This window comes from Achromobacter sp. (genome assembly GCF_057314935.1).
Genome location: NZ_DBHKZA010000046.1, coordinates 35,672 through 51,078, shown reverse-complemented (window position 1 = coordinate 51,078; position 15,407 = coordinate 35,672). Strand labels below are relative to the sequence as shown.

General features: G+C 65.5%; 13 protein-coding genes. 9 read left to right on the top strand and 4 right to left on the bottom strand.

What is annotated here, in order from left to right; translation table 11 throughout:
* The first annotated feature begins 175 nt into the window (after positions 1-175).
* The 3 genes from ACO6D5_RS17915 (at position 176) to ACO6D5_RS17905 (ending at position 3,281) form a co-directional block, all read left to right on the top strand.
* Positions 176-1,669 (top strand): CoA-acylating methylmalonate-semialdehyde dehydrogenase, encoded by a 1,494-nt coding sequence (locus ACO6D5_RS17915; protein WP_315846073.1) that lies wholly within the window; start codon positions 176-178, stop codon positions 1,667-1,669.
* Positions 1,670-1,764: 95 nt separating this feature from the next.
* Complete coding sequence (locus ACO6D5_RS17910) at positions 1,765-2,709, top strand: CysB family HTH-type transcriptional regulator (RefSeq protein ID WP_006223852.1); 945 nt, start codon at positions 1,765-1,767, stop codon at positions 2,707-2,709.
* Positions 2,710-2,957: 248 nt separating this feature from the next.
* The gene (locus ACO6D5_RS17905; RefSeq protein WP_035212827.1) at positions 2,958-3,281 is read left to right on the top strand and encodes a DUF2325 domain-containing protein; all 324 of its coding nucleotides are present in this window, start codon (positions 2,958-2,960) and stop codon (positions 3,279-3,281) included.
* Positions 3,282-3,460: 179 nt separating this feature from the next.
* Here the strand turns inward: ACO6D5_RS17905 and ACO6D5_RS17900 are convergent, their stop codons facing one another.
* Complete coding sequence (locus tag ACO6D5_RS17900; protein ID WP_315846074.1) at positions 3,461-4,120, bottom strand: NlpC/P60 family protein; 660 nt, start codon at positions 4,118-4,120, stop codon at positions 3,461-3,463.
* 285 nt (positions 4,121-4,405) lie between these two features.
* Between ACO6D5_RS17900 and ACO6D5_RS17895 the strand changes: the two genes are divergently transcribed.
* The 6 genes from ACO6D5_RS17895 to ltaE all read left to right on the top strand — a co-directional run bounded on the left by ACO6D5_RS17895 (position 4,406) and on the right by ltaE (position 12,446).
* Positions 4,406-6,295: a propionate--CoA ligase gene (locus ACO6D5_RS17895; protein WP_485826096.1), complete on the top strand. Its 1,890-nt coding sequence runs from the start codon at positions 4,406-4,408 to the stop codon at positions 6,293-6,295.
* Positions 6,292-6,699 carry a GlcG/HbpS family heme-binding protein gene (locus ACO6D5_RS17890; protein ID WP_006223856.1) on the top strand — a complete coding sequence of 136 codons (408 nt, stop codon included), beginning with the start codon at positions 6,292-6,294 and terminating at the stop codon, positions 6,697-6,699. The genes ACO6D5_RS17895 and ACO6D5_RS17890 overlap by 4 nt, the downstream gene beginning before the upstream one ends.
* Before the next feature lie 113 nt (positions 6,700-6,812).
* On the top strand, positions 6,813-8,039 hold the full coding sequence (locus ACO6D5_RS17885; protein ID WP_315846102.1) for an MFS transporter: 1,227 nt from the start codon (positions 6,813-6,815) through the stop codon (positions 8,037-8,039).
* 330 nt (positions 8,040-8,369) lie between these two features.
* Complete coding sequence (gene acs / locus ACO6D5_RS17880) at positions 8,370-10,349, top strand: acetate--CoA ligase (RefSeq protein WP_315846076.1); 1,980 nt, start codon at positions 8,370-8,372, stop codon at positions 10,347-10,349.
* A 129-nt stretch (positions 10,350-10,478) separates the two neighbouring features.
* The gene (locus ACO6D5_RS17875; protein ID WP_485826095.1) at positions 10,479-11,366 is read left to right on the top strand and encodes a DMT family transporter; all 888 of its coding nucleotides are present in this window, start codon (positions 10,479-10,481) and stop codon (positions 11,364-11,366) included.
* A gap of 69 nt (positions 11,367-11,435) precedes the next feature.
* A complete protein-coding gene (ltaE, locus tag ACO6D5_RS17870; protein WP_315846078.1) occupies positions 11,436-12,446 on the top strand; it encodes a low-specificity L-threonine aldolase in 1,011 nt (336 codons plus the stop codon).
* A 15-nt stretch (positions 12,447-12,461) separates the two neighbouring features.
* Here ltaE and aptA read toward each other — a convergent pair whose 3' ends face one another.
* From aptA to ACO6D5_RS17855, 3 genes are all read right to left on the bottom strand, one after another.
* Positions 12,462-13,787: an omega-aminotransferase AptA gene (gene aptA, locus ACO6D5_RS17865; RefSeq protein ID WP_485826094.1), complete on the bottom strand. Its 1,326-nt coding sequence runs from the start codon at positions 13,785-13,787 to the stop codon at positions 12,462-12,464.
* Positions 13,788-13,920: 133 nt separating this feature from the next.
* Entirely contained in the window at positions 13,921-14,802 is an 882-nt protein-coding gene (locus ACO6D5_RS17860; protein ID WP_485826093.1) for a GntR family transcriptional regulator, read from the bottom strand.
* Positions 14,803-14,938: 136 nt separating this feature from the next.
* Positions 14,939-15,283 (bottom strand): antibiotic biosynthesis monooxygenase, encoded by a 345-nt coding sequence (locus tag ACO6D5_RS17855; protein ID WP_315846081.1) that lies wholly within the window; start codon positions 15,281-15,283, stop codon positions 14,939-14,941.
* Positions 15,284-15,407: the final 124 nt, after the last annotated feature.

Below are 15,407 nucleotides of genomic sequence, written 5' to 3'. Positions count from 1 at the left end.
CCCCGCCCCCCCCCCCCCGCCGCGCCCCCCCCCCCCCCCCTCCCCCCGCCCCCCCCCCCACCCCCCCCCCCCCCCCCCCCCGCCCGCCCCGCGCCCCCCCCCCCCCCCCCCCCCGCCGCAATATCCATGAACGCGGATTTCATCCGCATCGACGACGCAGTGTGAGGAGCATCAAATGAGTGAAGTCCCCCGCGTTCCGCTATTGATCGGCGGCAAGCTTGTGCAGTCCAAATCCACCGAATGGCGAGACGTGATCAACCCCGCCACCCAGGAGGTCGTGGCCAAGGTGCCCTTCGCGACGCGCGAAGAACTGGACCTGGCCGTCTCCAACGCCAAGGAAGCCTTCAAGACCTGGCGCAACAGCGGGCAGGGCACGCGGATGCGCGTCATGCTGAAGTTCCAGGAACTGCTGCGCGCCAACACCGGCAAGCTGGCCGAGATGATCACCCGCGAACACGGCAAGACCCTGCCGGACGCCGAGGGCGAGATCGGACGCGGCCTGGAAGTGGTCGAACACGCTTGCTCGATCGCCAACCTGCAATTGGGCGAGTACGCCGAGAACGCCGCCTCCGGCATCGACGTCTACACGCTGATCCAGCCGCTGGGCGTGTGCGCGGGCATCACCGCGTTCAACTTCCCGGTGATGCTGCCTTGCTTCATGTTCCCGATCGCCGTGGCCTGCGGCAACAGCTTCGTGCTCAAGCCCTCTGAGCAGGACCCGACCTCGTCGTTGTTCCTGGCACAGCTTGCGCTGGAGGCCGGCCTGCCGCCGGGCGTGCTGAACGTGGTGCACGGCGGTCCGGATACCGCCAACGGCCTGTGCGAACACCCCGACATCAAGGCGGTGTCGTTCATCGGTTCGACCCGCGTGGGCACCGAGATCTACAACCGCGCATCGGCGGCCGGCAAGCGCTGCCAATCGATGATGGGCGCCAAGAACCACTGCGTGATCCTGCCGGACGCCGATCCGGAAGTCGCGCTGAATCAGTTGGTCGGCGCCGCGTTCGGCGCGGCTGGCCAGCGGTGCATGGCGTCGTCCGTGGCCGTGCTGGTGGGCGATGCCCGCAACTGGCTGCCCGACTTCGTCGAGCGCTCGAAGAAGCTGAAGGTGAATTCCGGCACCGACCGCGAAGCCGACCTGGGTCCGCTGGTTTCGCCCAACGCCAAGAAGCGCGTCGAAAGCCTGATCCAGAAGGGCGTGGACGAAGGCGCCAAGCTGCTGCTGGACGGCCGCAACCTGAAGGTGTCGGGCTTTGAACAAGGCAACTTCGTCGGCCCGACGATCTTCGACGGTGTGAACGAAAACATGACCATCTACACCGAAGAGATCTTCGGGCCGGTCCTGTGCTGCGTGGGCGTGGAAACGCTGGAAGACGCGGTGGCGTTCATCAACCGCAACCCCAACGGCAACGGCGTGGCGTTGTTCACGCAGGACGGCGGCGCGGCGCGCTACTTCCAGAACAACATCGACGTGGGCCAGGTGGGCATCAACGTGCCGATCCCGGTGCCGGTAGCGTGGTTCAGCTTCACGGGTTCGCGCGGCTCCAAGCTGGGCGACCTGGGCCCCAACGGCAAGCAGGCGGTCCAGTTCTGGACGCAGACCAAGACGGTCACCGCCCGCTGGTCGGCCCATGCCAAGACCGTGAACACCACGATCTCGATGCGCTGAAACAGGGACGCCTTGCTCCTAAGCTTATATAAATAAGTCATATAACAAGGCGTCCTTATTACTTATAATTGGCCCATCTATCAGGGGCCAATTTAATGAACCTCCAGCAATTTCGTTTTGTGCGTGAAACCATCCGGCGCGACTTCAACCTGACCGAAGCCGCCCGGATGCTCTATACCTCGCAGCCCGGAGTCTCCAAGGCCATCATCGAGTTCGAAGACGAACTCGGCATCAAGATCTTCGAACGCCACGGCAAGCGCATCAAAGGCTTGACCAAGCCTGGCCTGGCGGTCTCTCAGGTGATCGACCGCATCATGCGCGAAGTCGACAACCTGAAGAAAGTCAGTGACGAGTTCGCGCGCCGCGACGAAGGCGGGCTGGTGATCGCTTGCACGCACACCCAGGCGCGTTACCTGCTGCCGCGTGTGATTCCGGCCTTTCGCAAGCAATTCCCCAAAGTGCATTTGTCCCTGGCCGAAGGCAGCCCCGCGCAATTGGCCGAGATGGTGCTGCACGAGCAGGCCGACCTGGCGCTGGCAACCGAATCCCTTGCCTTGACCCCCGGCCTGGCGACGCTGCCCGTGTATGCCTGGGAGCACACCGTCGTGGTGCGCCCCGACCATCCGCTGGCGGAGCTGACTTCCAGCGCCGCCAAGCGCCTGTCGCTGACCCAACTGGCCGAATACCCCATCGTCACCTACGACCGTGCGTTCACGGGCCGCAGCACGATCGACGAAGTGTTCGCCAACCAGGGCATCCATCCGGACATCGTGCTGGAAGCCATCGACGCCGACGTGATCAAGACCTACGTGGATGTGGGCCTGGGCATCGGCATCATCGCCGGCGTGGCCTATGACCCGCGTCGGGACTCCAACCTGGTGGGCCTGCCGGTGGGCCACCTGTTCGGCACGCATACGACCCGGGTGGGCGTGAAATCGGGCGTATTCCTGCGCGACTACGTCTACACGTTCCTGGAAATGCTGGCGCCGTCGCTGACCCGCGCGGTGGTGACCGAAGCGGTGCAGGGCGCGCCGAAGTAGGGCGGCCGGACGGTCTCGGCCGACAGCAAAAAACAAGCGCGACATTCCTGGAATGCCGCGCTTTTTTTTGGAGGGCGAGCGGCGTTGACTTGCCGGAAAGCCGCGAGTTCCCTGGCTGATAGCAAATCTCGCTATCCCTTTCGAGAAGCTCATTAATATTATTAAATAAGAACCGATCTCATTTAAGTTGACTAAAAAATAGGAATCATTATCATTACATCCAGGCTCAACGACCAGTGAGGTTCATCATGACGGCAGGACTCAGTGCAGTAGTGGTTGGCGCAGATCGACTGGGCAACATCCCGGATCTGCTGAAAGGACACAATATTTCGATCACGCACCACATCAGTGGCCGCGATCCTTCGCATCAGAAGAAAACGCTTCAACTTCCGTCGGGCACGCAGCTGGTCATCCTGCTGACCGACTTCCTGGGCCACAACGTCATGAAGACCTTCCGCAACGCCGCGCAGCGCGGTGGCATCCGGGTCGTGGCTTGTCGCCGTTCGGTATGCAGCATGCAGCAGGCCCTGCAGCAATGCGGCCTGTGCCCGCGCGCAGGCACCGTGCACTGATTTCCGGCTGCCGCTGGAACACAAGAACTGGGGAGGCCGAAACGGCCTGCGGCTTGGAACCTGAATCCCCAAGCCGCGAAGAGCAAGAAAAAACGCCGTCAGACTGAAGTCTGGCGGCGTTTTGCTTTTGGAGGATGGTGTCGGGCAGCCTGCTTATGCGAGGATGCCGGAGGCGGGATTCAATTCGCGGCGCGGGCGGACGCCATCAGGCTGTTGTCCAGGCGGCGGGCGCCGTTGTAGCGCTTGGTCCAGTAGGCCATGGTCATGCTTTCGACGCGGACGACACCACCGGCGCTGGGCGAGTGCACGAAGCGGTCGTCACCCAGATAGATGCCCACGTGGGAATAGCGGCGGCCCATCGTGTTGAAGAAGACCAGGTCGCCGGCCTTGAGTTCGTTCTTGGCGACGGAGATGCCTTGCTGGGCGATTTCGGCGGCATTGCGGGGCAGCTTCAGGCCCAGCGAGCGTTCGGCGGAATAGGCCACCAAGCCGCTGCAATCGAATCCGGTATCGGGGGAACTGCCGCCGAAGCGGTAGCGGATGCCCAGGTAGTTGAGGGCTTCGCTGACCATGGCGTTGTCGCTGTTGGTGCCAGTGTGGCTCTGCTGGCGGTCCCGCTTGAATTTGTGCGTGACCAGCATGCCGATGGGGTCATCGGCGGTGGCGACCCACTCCATTTCGTACGGATCAATCTCGGACGTATGGGCGGTTGACTTCTGGCCAGTGCCAGCACAACCTGCCAAACCCGCCACACATGCCATTAATGCGAGCGTACGCAGACCCCGGTACGCTTGGCCAGTGGATGAATTGAATCGCGCGAGTATGGAGTGTCGATGCATTCGCCTGGGATGACTTGCCACGATGACAGCAAAAACCACGGGATTAGCCGTGGATCGAGCCGAGATGTCAGCAAAATCAACAATTATCTACAACGTCGCGGGGATTCTACCAAACTTTCAAGACCGGTCAGTGACAGATCGGCTATTTATCCATGACGCGTGGACATTTGGCGGAATATTTTGACTTGTGGCAAGCCTCGTGCAAGGTTCGCCTACCAGAATGACCAATTGATTCGAAAGAAATCAATCAGCCTTAAGGCGTATGAACAATACCAGGAGACATAAATGCAAAAAACCCGGGATTTCCATTACAGATCATTGCATGACCGCGATGGCTTCTGGCGCGAAGAGGCTGGCCGCATCCACTGGGAGACGCCCTTCGAGTCTGTCCTGGACTTCTCGCGGCCGCCATTCGCCAAGTGGTTCGTGGGCGGCAAGACCAATCTTTGCTACAACGCGGTCGACCGGTGGCTGCCGACGCAGGCGGACCAGCCGGCCCTGATCTGGGTGTCCACCGAAGTCGACCGGGAACAGGTCTACACCCGGCAGGACGTCTATGAAGAGGTCAACGCGGCGGCCGCCATGCTCAAGGAATTGGGCGTGGGACGCGGCGACCGGGTGCTGTTGTACATGCCGATGGTGCCGGAAGCGGTGTTCACGATGCTGGCCTGCGCCCGGATCGGCGCGGTGCACTCGGTGGTGTTCGGCGGATTCGCCTCGGTCAATCTGGCCCAGCGCATCGACGACGCCGCGCCCAAGGTGGTCGTGTGCACGGACGGCGGTTCCCGCGGGGGCAAGGTCGTGCCCTACAAGCCGTTGCTGGATCGGGCGCTGGCCCTGGCCAAGACGCCGCCGGCCGCGGTTGTCGTGTTCGACCGCGGCCTGGCGCCGTTCGAGCCCGTGGCCGGCCGCGACCTGGACTACGCGACCCTGCGCGATCGCCACCGAGGCGCACGGGTGCCGGTGCAATGGCTGGAATCATCCGAACCCAGCTACATCCTCTATACCTCCGGCACGACGGGCAAGCCCAAGGGCGTGCAGCGCGACACCGGCGGCTATGCGGTGGCGCTGGCCTCGTCGATGGAATACCTGTTCAATGGCCGCGCCGGCGACACCTTCTTCTGCACCAGCGACATCGGCTGGGTGGTCGGGCATTCCTACATCATCTACGGCCCGCTGATCGGCGGGCAGGCGACGGTGCTGTATGAGGGCACGCCCGTGCGCCCGGACGGCGCCATCCTGTGGAAGCTGGTCGAGCAGTACGGCGTGAACACGCTATTTTCCGCGCCGACGGCGGTGCGTGTCCTGAAACGCCAGGACCCCGCGCTGCTAAAGCGCCATGACCTGTCCAGCCTGCGCGCCGTGTACCTGGCGGGCGAGCCGCTGGATGAGCCCACCGCCCACTGGATATCGGAAGGCCTGGGCAAGCCCATCATCGACAATTACTGGCAGACCGAATCCGGCTGGCCCATCCTGTCGGCCCAGCCGGGAGTGGAGCGCGTGCCGACCCGTTTCGGCAGCCCGTCTTTCCCGGTCTACGGGTTCGATGCGCGCATCGTCAGCGAATCCTCGGGCGAAGACCTGGGGCCGGACGAGAAGGGCGTGGTGGCGATCGTGCCGCCGCTGCCGCCGGGCGCGATGTCCACCATCTGGGGCGACGACGCCCGTTTCGTGCAGACGTATTTCACGTCGATCCCCGGCCGCCAGGTGTATTCGACCTTCGATTGGGGGCGGGTGGACGCCGACGGCTACTGGTTCATCCTGGGCCGCACCGACGACGTGATCAACGTGGCGGGCCATCGCCTGGGCACGCGCGAGATCGAGGAATCGGTCAACAGCCATAGCGCCATCGCGGAATGCGCCGTGGTCGGCGTGGCCGACGCGCTCAAGGGGCAGGTCGCCATGGCGTTCGCCGTGTTGAAGAATCCCGCCGGCGCCGAGACGCCGGAAGGGGCAAAGCAGCTGGAAGGCGATATCATGCGGCTAGTGGAAGATCAGCTGGGAGCGGTGGCCAGACCCGCCCGGATCCGGTTTGTGGGTGCATTGCCCAAGACCCGGTCCGGCAAGGTGCTGCGCCGCGCGATCGTCGCGGTATGCGAAGGACGCGATCCCGGAGACCTGACGACCATTGAAGATCCTAACGCCCTGGAACAGATCAAGGAGTCGCTGCAATGAATACCAAACCCGTGCTGAGCGCCGAAGACGTCAAGAAGATCCTCGCCGCGGCCGAAGCACACGCCGTGCAGAACAAATGGGCCGTGACCATTTCGGTGGTCGATGACGGTGGCCATCTGCTGGGCATGCTGCGTCTGGACGGCGCAGCCCCGATCTCGGCGCACATCTCGCCCTCGAAGGCCAAGACCGCCGCGCTGGGCCGCCGTGAATCGCGCATCTACGAAGAGATGATCAACACCGGCCGCGTGTCCTTCCTGTCCGCGCCGCTGATCGACGGCCTGCTCGAAGGCGGCGTGCCGATCACCGTCGACGGTCACGTGGTGGGCGCGGTCGGCGTGTCGGGCGTGAAGTCGACCGAAGACGTGCTGATCGCACAGGCTGGCATCGCCGCGCTGGGCCTGTGAGCCTGCCGCAGCAACCGGGGCCGTCTGCCGACGGTTCCGCGCCGAGCGCCGGGGCAGGGGTCGCAAGTCCCCTGAATCCCGGCGTGGCCAAACGCGAAGTCTGGGCCTGGGCCATGTACGACTTCGCCAATTCCGGCTACACCACCGTGATCCTCACGGCGGTGTTCAGCACCTATTTTGTCGGCGTGGTCGGCGGGCGCGCCCCGTGGGCCACGCTGGCCTGGACCGCGGCGCTGTCGCTGTCCTATCTGCTCATCATGTTGACGATGCCCACGCTTGGCGCCCGCGCCGACGCGAACGGCAGCAAGCGCAGGCTGCTCTACACCAGCACGATCGGCTGCGTGGCCGCGACCCTGGTGCTGACCCAGGCGGGGCCTGGCGACGTCTGGCTGGCGCTGGCCGCCATCGTCGTATCGAACTATTGCTACTGCGTGGGCGAGTCCGTGGTGGCGGCGTTCCTGCCCGAGCTGGCCAGACCCTCGGCGCTGGGACGCGTGTCGGGCTGGGGCTGGAGCTTCGGCTATTGCGGCGGGATGCTCACGCTGGGCCTGTCGCTGGTGGTCGTCACGTTGGCCGAAGCGCGCGGCATGACGGCGGAACACTTCGTGCCCTGGGTCATTGTCGTCACCTGCGCGGTGTTCGCGCTGGCGGCGCTGCCATCCTTTTTTCTCTTGAAAGAGCGCACGCGGCCGCAGGCGGACAAGCCTGAAGCGCTGCACATGCTAAAGCGCCTGGTATACGCCTGGCGCGAGACGGGCCAGCACTTTCCCGAATTCCGCCGCCTGCTGATGTGCATCGCCTGCTATCAGGCGGGCATTTCGGTGGTCATCACGCTGGCGGCGGTGTATGCCTCCGAAGTCATGGGCTTCACGACGCCGCAGATCATGCTGCTGGTGTTCACGGTGAACATCGGCGCGGCGCTGGGCGCGTTCTCATTCGGCTATGTGCAGGACCGCATTGGCCACAAGCCCGCCCTGGCCATCACGCTGTGCGGCTGGATCGTGATGGTGCTGGTCGCCTATGCGGCGACGACGGCGCCGGTGTTCTGGGTGGCCGCCACGCTGGCCGGCCTGTGCATGGGCACGACCCAAAGCGCGGGCCGCGCGATGACGGGCGCGTTGGCGCCCGCCGGCCGCCTGGCCGAGTTCTTCTCGTTGTGGACCTTCGCCGTGCAACTTGCCGCGGTGATCGGTCCGCTGACGTATGGCCTGGTGACCTGGGGCACGCACGGCGACCACCGCCTGGCCATTCTCGTGACCGGCCTGTTCTTCGTGGGCGGCCTGGCCCTGCTGTCGCGCGTGGACATGAAGCGCGGCCTGGCCCGCCGTCCCGCCGTCTGATCGCGCGCCACGCCACTGCCTGCCGCGGCCGCGGCCGGGCTGCTATCCTTATGAACTGCCTTGGATGCGTCGCGTGTCACGCGACGCATCCAGCGGATTGCTTTGCACTGCTATGCAGGTGCGTTGTCAGCTTGTTCGTGCCGCTGGGTTCGACGCCGTTTCGGTGTTGCCCCCCCGCGCCGGCGCTGTCAGGTCTTTCGCGTTCACATGCGCATGCGGGCTCCGGCCCGCATTTTGCGTAAGGTGCCCGTAAGAGCGCGGCGATACGGTGGCGGGTGGGTAATAAAACAGCGGCACAAACAAACAGAATCACCGATTGGAGACAAGATCATGTCGAATGCCATTGAGTCCGTACTGGTAGAAACCCGCGTCTTTCCGCCGCCCGAGCGTGCGGCGCAGGGCGCGGCGATTCCCAGCATGGACGCCTACAACGCGTTGTGCGCCCAGGTCGAAAACGATTTTGACGGCTTCTGGGCCGGCCAGGCCCGCGACAACCTGACGTGGACCAAGCCGTTCACGCAGGTGCTGGACGAATCCGACGCCCCGTTCTACCGCTGGTTCGGCGACGGCGAGCTGAACGTCTCGGCCAACTGCCTGGACGTGCACCTGACCAACGGCAACGCCGACAAGACCGCCATCATCTTCGAAGGCGACGACGGCACCGTGAACAAGGTCAGCTACCGCGAACTGCTGGCGCGCGTGTGCCGCTTCGCCAACGGCTTGACCGCGCTGGGCTACAAGAAGGGCGACCGCGCCATCATCTACATGCCCATGTCGATCGAAGCCGTGGTGGCCATGCAGGCCTGCGCGCGCCTGGGCGTGACGCATTCGGTGGTGTTCGGCGGCTTCTCGGCCAAGAGCCTGCAAGAGCGCATCGTGGACGTGGGCGCATCGCTCGTCATCACCGCCGACGAGCAAGTGCGCGGCGGCAAGACCATCCCGCTGAAAGTCGCGGTGGAAGACGCCATCGCGATGGGCGGCTGCGAAGCCGTGTCGAAGGTCATCGTGTACCGCCGCACGGGCGGCAAGGTCCAATGGACCGAAGGCCGCGACCTCTGGATGCACGACGTCGAAGCGGGCCAGCCCGACACCTGCGAGCCCGTGCCGGTCAACGCCGAGCATCCGCTCTTCATCCTCTATACGTCCGGTTCCACCGGCAAGCCCAAGGGCGTGCAGCACTCCTCGGCAGGCTATCTCCTGTGGGCGCTGCTGACCGTGAAGTGGACGTTCGACGCCCGCAAGGACGATGTCTACTGGTGCACGGCCGACGTGGGCTGGGTCACCGGCCACACCTACATCACCTATGGCCCGCTGGCCGCCGGCCTGACCCAGGTCGTGTTCGAAGGCGTGCCGACCTACCCGAACGCCGGCCGCTTCTGGGACATGATCGCGCGTCACAAGGTCACGACGTTCTATACCGCGCCCACCGCCATCCGGTCGCTGATCAAGGCATCCGAAGCGACGCCCGACGCCCATCCGAAAAACTACGATCTGGACAGCCTGCGCATCATCGGCACCGTGGGCGAGCCCATCAACCCCGAAGCCTGGATCTGGTATCACAAGAACGTCGGCCGCGAACGTTGCCCGATCGTGGACACGTGGTGGCAGACCGAGACCGGCGGCCACATGATCACCCCGCTGCCGGGCGCCACGCCGACCAAGCCGGGCTCGTGCACGCTGCCGCTGCCGGGCATCGCCGCGGCCATCGTGGATGAAACCGGCGGAGACGTCGACAAGGGCAATGGCGGGTTCCTCGTCATCAAGCGTCCGTGGCCCGCGATGATCCGCAATATCTGGGGCGACCCGGAACGCTTCAAGAAGAGCTACTTCCCGTCGGAACTTCGCGGCTATTACCTGGCCGGCGACGGCGCGCAGCGCGATGCGGACGGCTACTTCTGGATCATGGGCCGGATCGACGACGTGCTGAACGTGTCGGGCCACCGCCTGGGCACGATGGAAGTCGAATCGGCGCTGGTGGCGCACGAGCTGGTGGCGGAAGCCGCCGTGGTGGGCCGCCCGGACGACACGACCGGCGAAGCCGTGGTGGCGTTCGTGGTGCTGAAGCAGGCGCGTCCGGAAGGCGAAGAGGCGCAGGCCATCGCCAAGCTGTTGCGCGACTGGGTGGCCAAGGAGATCGGCCCCATCGCCAAGCCCAAGGACATCCGCTTCGGCGACAACCTGCCCAAGACGCGTTCGGGCAAGATCATGCGCCGCTTGCTGCGCGTGGTGGCCAAGGGCGAGGAAGTCACGCAGGACGTGTCCACGCTGGAGAATCCTGCCATCCTGGAACAGCTGGCCAAGCCCCTGTAAACGCATCCGGCCCGGACGGGCCGCAGCCTCGCAGCGCGAGGGGAGCATAATGTCAGACGCCCGCACCGGTAATCGCCGGTCCGGGCGTCTTTTCTTTTTCGCACCTTTTACTTGAATGGAGCCAAGGACGTGAGCCGCAGCAGTTTTGATCGCGCCGGATTAGCACTGATGCTCAGCACCATCGTGGTCTGGGCAGGCAGTTGGATCGCGATGAAACTGATCGTGCCCTACATCGGCCCGTTCGACTTCGTGGCGCTGCGCTACGTGACGGGCAGCATCGTGCTGTTCGCGCTGGCGATCGCCACGCGCCGGCCGCTGGCCATGCCGCCGTGGAAGCTGACGCTGCTGATCGGATTGACGCAGACGGCGGGGTTCCAGGGGTTCGTGCAGACGGCGCTGGTGTCGGGCGGCGTGGGCAAGGTGTCGCTGATGGCTTACACCATGCCGTTCTGGGTAGTGCTGTTCGCCTGGTGGCTGCTGGGCGAACGCCCGTCGATTCGGCACGGACTGGGCATCGGCCTGGCGGCGATCGGGCTGGTCTGTTTCGTGGAGCCCTGGAATGGCCTGGGCGACATCCGTCCCGTGCTGCTGGGCCTGGGCAGCGGCCTGTGCTGGGGCGTGGGTACCGTGCTGTCCAAGCGGATGTTCGAACGCCATGCGCCCGATGTGATGACGTTCACCGCCTGGCAGATGCTGTTCGGCGGGCTGGTGATGGTGCCTGTGGCCTATCTTGTGCCGCAGATGACCGCGCAATGGGGCTGGCCGCTCTGGACCGGCATGACCTACATCGTGCTGATCGCCACGGCGGCCGGCTGGCTGCTGTGGCTGCAGGTGGTGCGCCGCGTGCCCGCCTCGATCGCCGGGCTGTCCAGCCTGGGCGTGCCGGTGGTCGCCATGCTGCTGGCCTGGGCGATCCTGTCCGAACGCCCCTCGTGGGGCGAAGTGGGCGGCATGGTCCTGATCCTGGCCGGCATCTTCATCGTCAGCCGCGCGGCGCCGGCGGCACGCGCTTCGTGACCCGGCCTGCCGGCAAACCGCCACCGATACCTCCCCCAAAAAACTCCATTCCCTATCCAAGGACTTCCCATGATCGATCTGCGTAGCGACACTGTCACACGGCCTTCGGCGGCCATGTTGCAGGCGATGGTTTCCGCCCCGTTGGGCGACGACGTGATGGGCGACGATCCCACCGTGATCCGGCTGCAGGCGGCCGTGGCCGAGCGCGCGGGCAAGGCGGCAGGCCTGTTCTTTCCGTCCGGCACGCAAAGTAACCTGGCCGCGCTGATGGCGCATTGCGAGCGGGGCGACGAATACCTGGTTGGGCAACAGGCCCACACCTACAAGTACGAAGGCGGCGGCGCGGCGGTGCTGGGCAGCATCCAGCCGCAACCGATCGAGCACGCGGAAGACGGTTCGCTGCCGCTGGAAAAGCTGGCCGCGGCGGTCAAACCGTTGGGCGACGCGCATTTCGCCCGCACCCGGCTGCTGGCGTTGGAGAACACGTTCCACGGCAAGCTGATTCCGGCCGCCTACATCCAGGCGGCGACGGCATGGGCGCGGGAGCAGGGCCTGGGCACGCACCTGGATGGCGCGCGCGTGTTCAACGCGGCCGTGGCAAGCGGAAAGCCCTTGGCCGACCTTTGCCAGCCGTTCGATTCGGTGTCCATCTGCTTTTCAAAGGGCCTGGGCGCGCCGGTAGGCTCCGTGCTGGTGGGCAGCCAGGAGCTGATCGAACGCGCGCGCCGTTGGCGCAAGATGCTGGGCGGCGGCTTGCGCCAGTCCGGCGTGCTGGCCGCCGCGTGCCTGTACGCGTTGGAGCACAACGTCGAACGGTTGGCCGATGACCACGAGAACGCCCGCGCGCTGGCCGAAGGCTTGCGCGGCATTGCCGGCGTCAAGGTCTTGAGCCAGGACACCAATATGCTGTTCGTGGAATTCGAGCCGGCACGCTGCGAGGCATTGACGGCCGCGCTGGCCAAGGACGATATCCAGATGCGCGCTGTCTACGGCGGACCGACGCGGCTGGTGACGCACCTGGACGTGTCCGCCGATGACGTGCGGCGGGTCGTCCAGGCCGTGGCACGCCATCTGGCCTGAGCGGCGCGCAGCGGATCAGGCGCCAGCGCGCAGCACGTCCGCCAGTACCGTGAACAGTTCGTCGATCTGGGCGCGTTCGATGATGAGCGGGGGCGACAGCAGCATCGTGTCGCCCGCCGATCGGATCAGGCATCCGCGTTCCAGGCAGGCGTTGTGCACCGCATAGGCGCGCTGGCCGGGCTGGCCTTCCAGCGGCGCCAGTTCGATCGCGGCCAGCAGGCCGATGTTGCGGATGTCGACCACATGCGGCAGCCCCTTCAGGCTGTGCGCCGCATCTTCCCAGTAGCGTGACAGTTCCTGGCTGCGTTGGAACAATCCTTCGCGGCGGCAGAGGTCCAGCGTCGCCAGGCCGGCGGCGCACGCGACGGGATGGCCCGAATAGGTGTAGCCGTGCGCAAGCTCGATGGCGCTTTCGGGCCCTTGCATGAACGCGTCGTACACGTGCTGCTGCACCAGTGTCGCGCCCATCGGGATGGCGCCGTTGGTCAGGCCCTTGGCGCTGGTGATGATGTCCGGCTTGACGCCGAAGAAGGACGACGCGAAGGCGCCGTCGATGCGCCCGAACGCGCAGATCACTTCATCGAAAATCAGCAGGATGCCGTGCGCATCGCAGATCTCGCGCAGCCGCTGCAGATAACCGCGGGGCGGCACGATCACGCCGGTGGAGCCGGCTACCGGTTCGACGATGACCGCGGCGATGGTCGAGGCGTCATGCAGCGCCACGATGCGCTCCAACGTATCGGCCAGGTGGGCGCCCCAGTCCGGCTGGCCGCGCGTATAGGCCATCTGCTGGCGGTCATAGGTGTGCGGCAGGTGGTCCACATAGGGCAGCAGATTGCCGAAGGGCTTGCGGTGCCCGCCGATGCCCGACACGGACAATCCCCCGAAGCCCACGCCGTGGTACGAGCGTTCGCGCCCGATCAGCCGCACGCGCTGGCCTTGGCCGCGCGCCCGGTGGTAGCCCAGCGCGATCTTCAGTGCGGTGTCGACCGCTTCCGAGCCCGAGTTTGAAAAGAACACGTTGGAAAAGCCCGCGGGCGCTTCGGCGCATAGCGCGTCGGCCAGCTCGAAAGCCAGCGGGTGGCTCATCTGGAAGGAGGGCGCGTAATCCAGTTCGTACGCCGTGCGCGAGATCGCTTCGACGATTTCGGGCCGGCGATGGCCCGCATTCACGCACCACAAGCCGGCAATGCCGTCCAGCACGCGGCGGCCGTCGGGCCGAATGTAGTGCATGCCCTCGGCAGCGGTGAACAGCACCGGATCCCGCTTGACGCGCCGGTTGGCGGTAAAGGGCATCCAGAAGGCATCGAAATGGGGGGCGGAGGTGGGGAGCGACGGCATGGGCGATCCTGCGGGGGTCAGTTCAGGTTCGCTTATTTTGTATTAAATATTAGATAAATACAATATGGTCGGCGACGTAGCGGCGAGCGCCGGCCCGCCGGGTAGCGTGGCGCGGAAAGCGGGGCGCGGCGGGTCAGGAGGCTTGCAGCGAGGCCTTCAGGTGGCGGCGCATCAATTGCGCGGCCCATTCCTGGTCGCCCGCTTCCACGGCTTCGATGATCTGCAGGTGTTCGCTGCTGGAGTTGACGAAGCGGGCGTCGCGATAGAACGCGGCATGCTCTTCCAGGCGGCGCAACTGGTTCTGCTGCTGCACCGCCTGCAGGATGTAGCGGTTGCCCGAGAAGCGGGCCAGCAGCTCGTGGAAGGACGCGTTCAGTCCGAAGAAATCGGTGGCCGAAATGTCGGCGTCGGCGCGCTGGATCAGCGCTTCGTGCGCGGCGCGCATGCGCGCCAGCGCCGGCTTGTCGACACGGAAGGTGGGTTCCAGCAAGCCGGCGCATTCGATGGTCATGCGGAAGCGGTAGCTCTCGCCAAGCGCTTCGGCGCTTTCCAGCGAGGGCGCGAACTGCCAGCCATGCCCTTTGCGCTTTTCGATCAGGCCGTCGGCGGACAGCTGCAGAAGCGTCTTGGCCAGGACGCTGCGCGGCGCGCCGTAGCGTTGGAGCAGCTCGCGTTCGGTGAAGGTTTCGGGCAGGCCGCGCGAGGCGCGCTCGTCGATCAGCCGGCGGTAGAGCTCGTTTTGGGTGGGGCCCGCGCCTTCGAACACCGGGGCGCCGGCGGCCGCGTTGTCCGCCACGGTGTAGCCGCTGTTGGGACGGTGCGTGATCAGGCCTTGGGCGGCCAGCAGGCGCAGCGCGCCGCGCACCGGCGTGCGCGACACCTTGTAGGCCGCGGCCAGGGCCTCTTCGGAAAGATGGTCGCCCGGCGGGTAGCGCCGCGCCACGATGTCCTCAGCGATATGGCGCGCCAGATCGACTTGCAGCGGCGTGGGGCGGGCGGGGGCGGCAGAGGACATGGCGCGTCGGCGAAACGGAAAAGGCGGCGGAGAGGCAATGGTACCGGAGACCCGCAGGCCGTTGCAGAGGGGGTGATGGCTCCGTAATATGAACTTTAATTGAATTTAGTACAACGTGATGCTGTTCGAGGGCTGATCAGCCGTGATGGCGGCGGCTGTCGGAGGGGGCTTCGTCGCGCTCGGCCATGCCGTAATCGCGCAGCACCTGCGCCACGCGCAACCGATAGTTCTGGAACACGCCACCGCGTCCTGCTTCCTGCGCGCGGCGGTGCGATTCCAGCGATCGCCAGCGCTTGACGGCGTCTTCATCCCGCCAGAACGACAACGACAGCAGCTTGCCCGCGTGGGTCAGGCTCTGGAAGCGTTCGACGGAGATGAATCCGTCGATGGCCTTCAGCTCGTCAATCAGGCTTGCGGCGATGTGCAGATAGGGATCGGGGTTGCCGTTGGCGGGCTCGACTTCGAATATCACGGCGATCATGGCGTGGGTTCCTTTGAAAACGCAAACTGCGGCACGCGTGCATTGGGCAGCGGCCGATAACGGAAATGGGAGGCCAGGGCGGCGGGGTCGACCCCGGCTTGCAGCAGATGCGCCAGCGCGCCCG

Excerpts from the sequence above, each read along its gene's own strand:
- ACO6D5_RS17905 (WP_035212827.1), top strand. The coding sequence starts at position 2,958 with ATGACGGCAGGACTCAGTGCAGTAGTGGTTGGCGCAGATCGACTGGGC.
- ACO6D5_RS17910 (WP_006223852.1), top strand. The coding sequence starts at position 1,765 with ATGAACCTCCAGCAATTTCGTTTTGTGCGTGAAACCATCCGGCGCGAC.
- aptA (WP_485826094.1), bottom strand. The coding sequence starts at position 13,787 with ATGCCGTCGCTCCCCACCTCCGCCCCCCATTTCGATGCCTTCTGGATG.
- ACO6D5_RS17885 (WP_315846102.1), top strand. The coding sequence starts at position 6,813 with ATGTACGACTTCGCCAATTCCGGCTACACCACCGTGATCCTCACGGCG.
- ACO6D5_RS17915 (WP_315846073.1), top strand. The coding sequence starts at position 176 with ATGAGTGAAGTCCCCCGCGTTCCGCTATTGATCGGCGGCAAGCTTGTG.
- ACO6D5_RS17895 (WP_485826096.1), top strand. The coding sequence starts at position 4,406 with ATGCAAAAAACCCGGGATTTCCATTACAGATCATTGCATGACCGCGAT.
- ACO6D5_RS17860 (WP_485826093.1), bottom strand. The coding sequence starts at position 14,802 with ATGTCCTCTGCCGCCCCCGCCCGCCCCACGCCGCTGCAAGTCGATCTG.
- acs (WP_315846076.1), top strand. The coding sequence starts at position 8,370 with ATGTCGAATGCCATTGAGTCCGTACTGGTAGAAACCCGCGTCTTTCCG.
- ACO6D5_RS17890 (WP_006223856.1), top strand. The coding sequence starts at position 6,292 with ATGAATACCAAACCCGTGCTGAGCGCCGAAGACGTCAAGAAGATCCTC.
- ltaE (WP_315846078.1), top strand. The coding sequence starts at position 11,436 with ATGATCGATCTGCGTAGCGACACTGTCACACGGCCTTCGGCGGCCATG.
- ACO6D5_RS17855 (WP_315846081.1), bottom strand. The coding sequence starts at position 15,283 with ATGATCGCCGTGATATTCGAAGTCGAGCCCGCCAACGGCAACCCCGAT.
- ACO6D5_RS17900 (WP_315846074.1), bottom strand. The coding sequence starts at position 4,120 with ATGCATCGACACTCCATACTCGCGCGATTCAATTCATCCACTGGCCAA.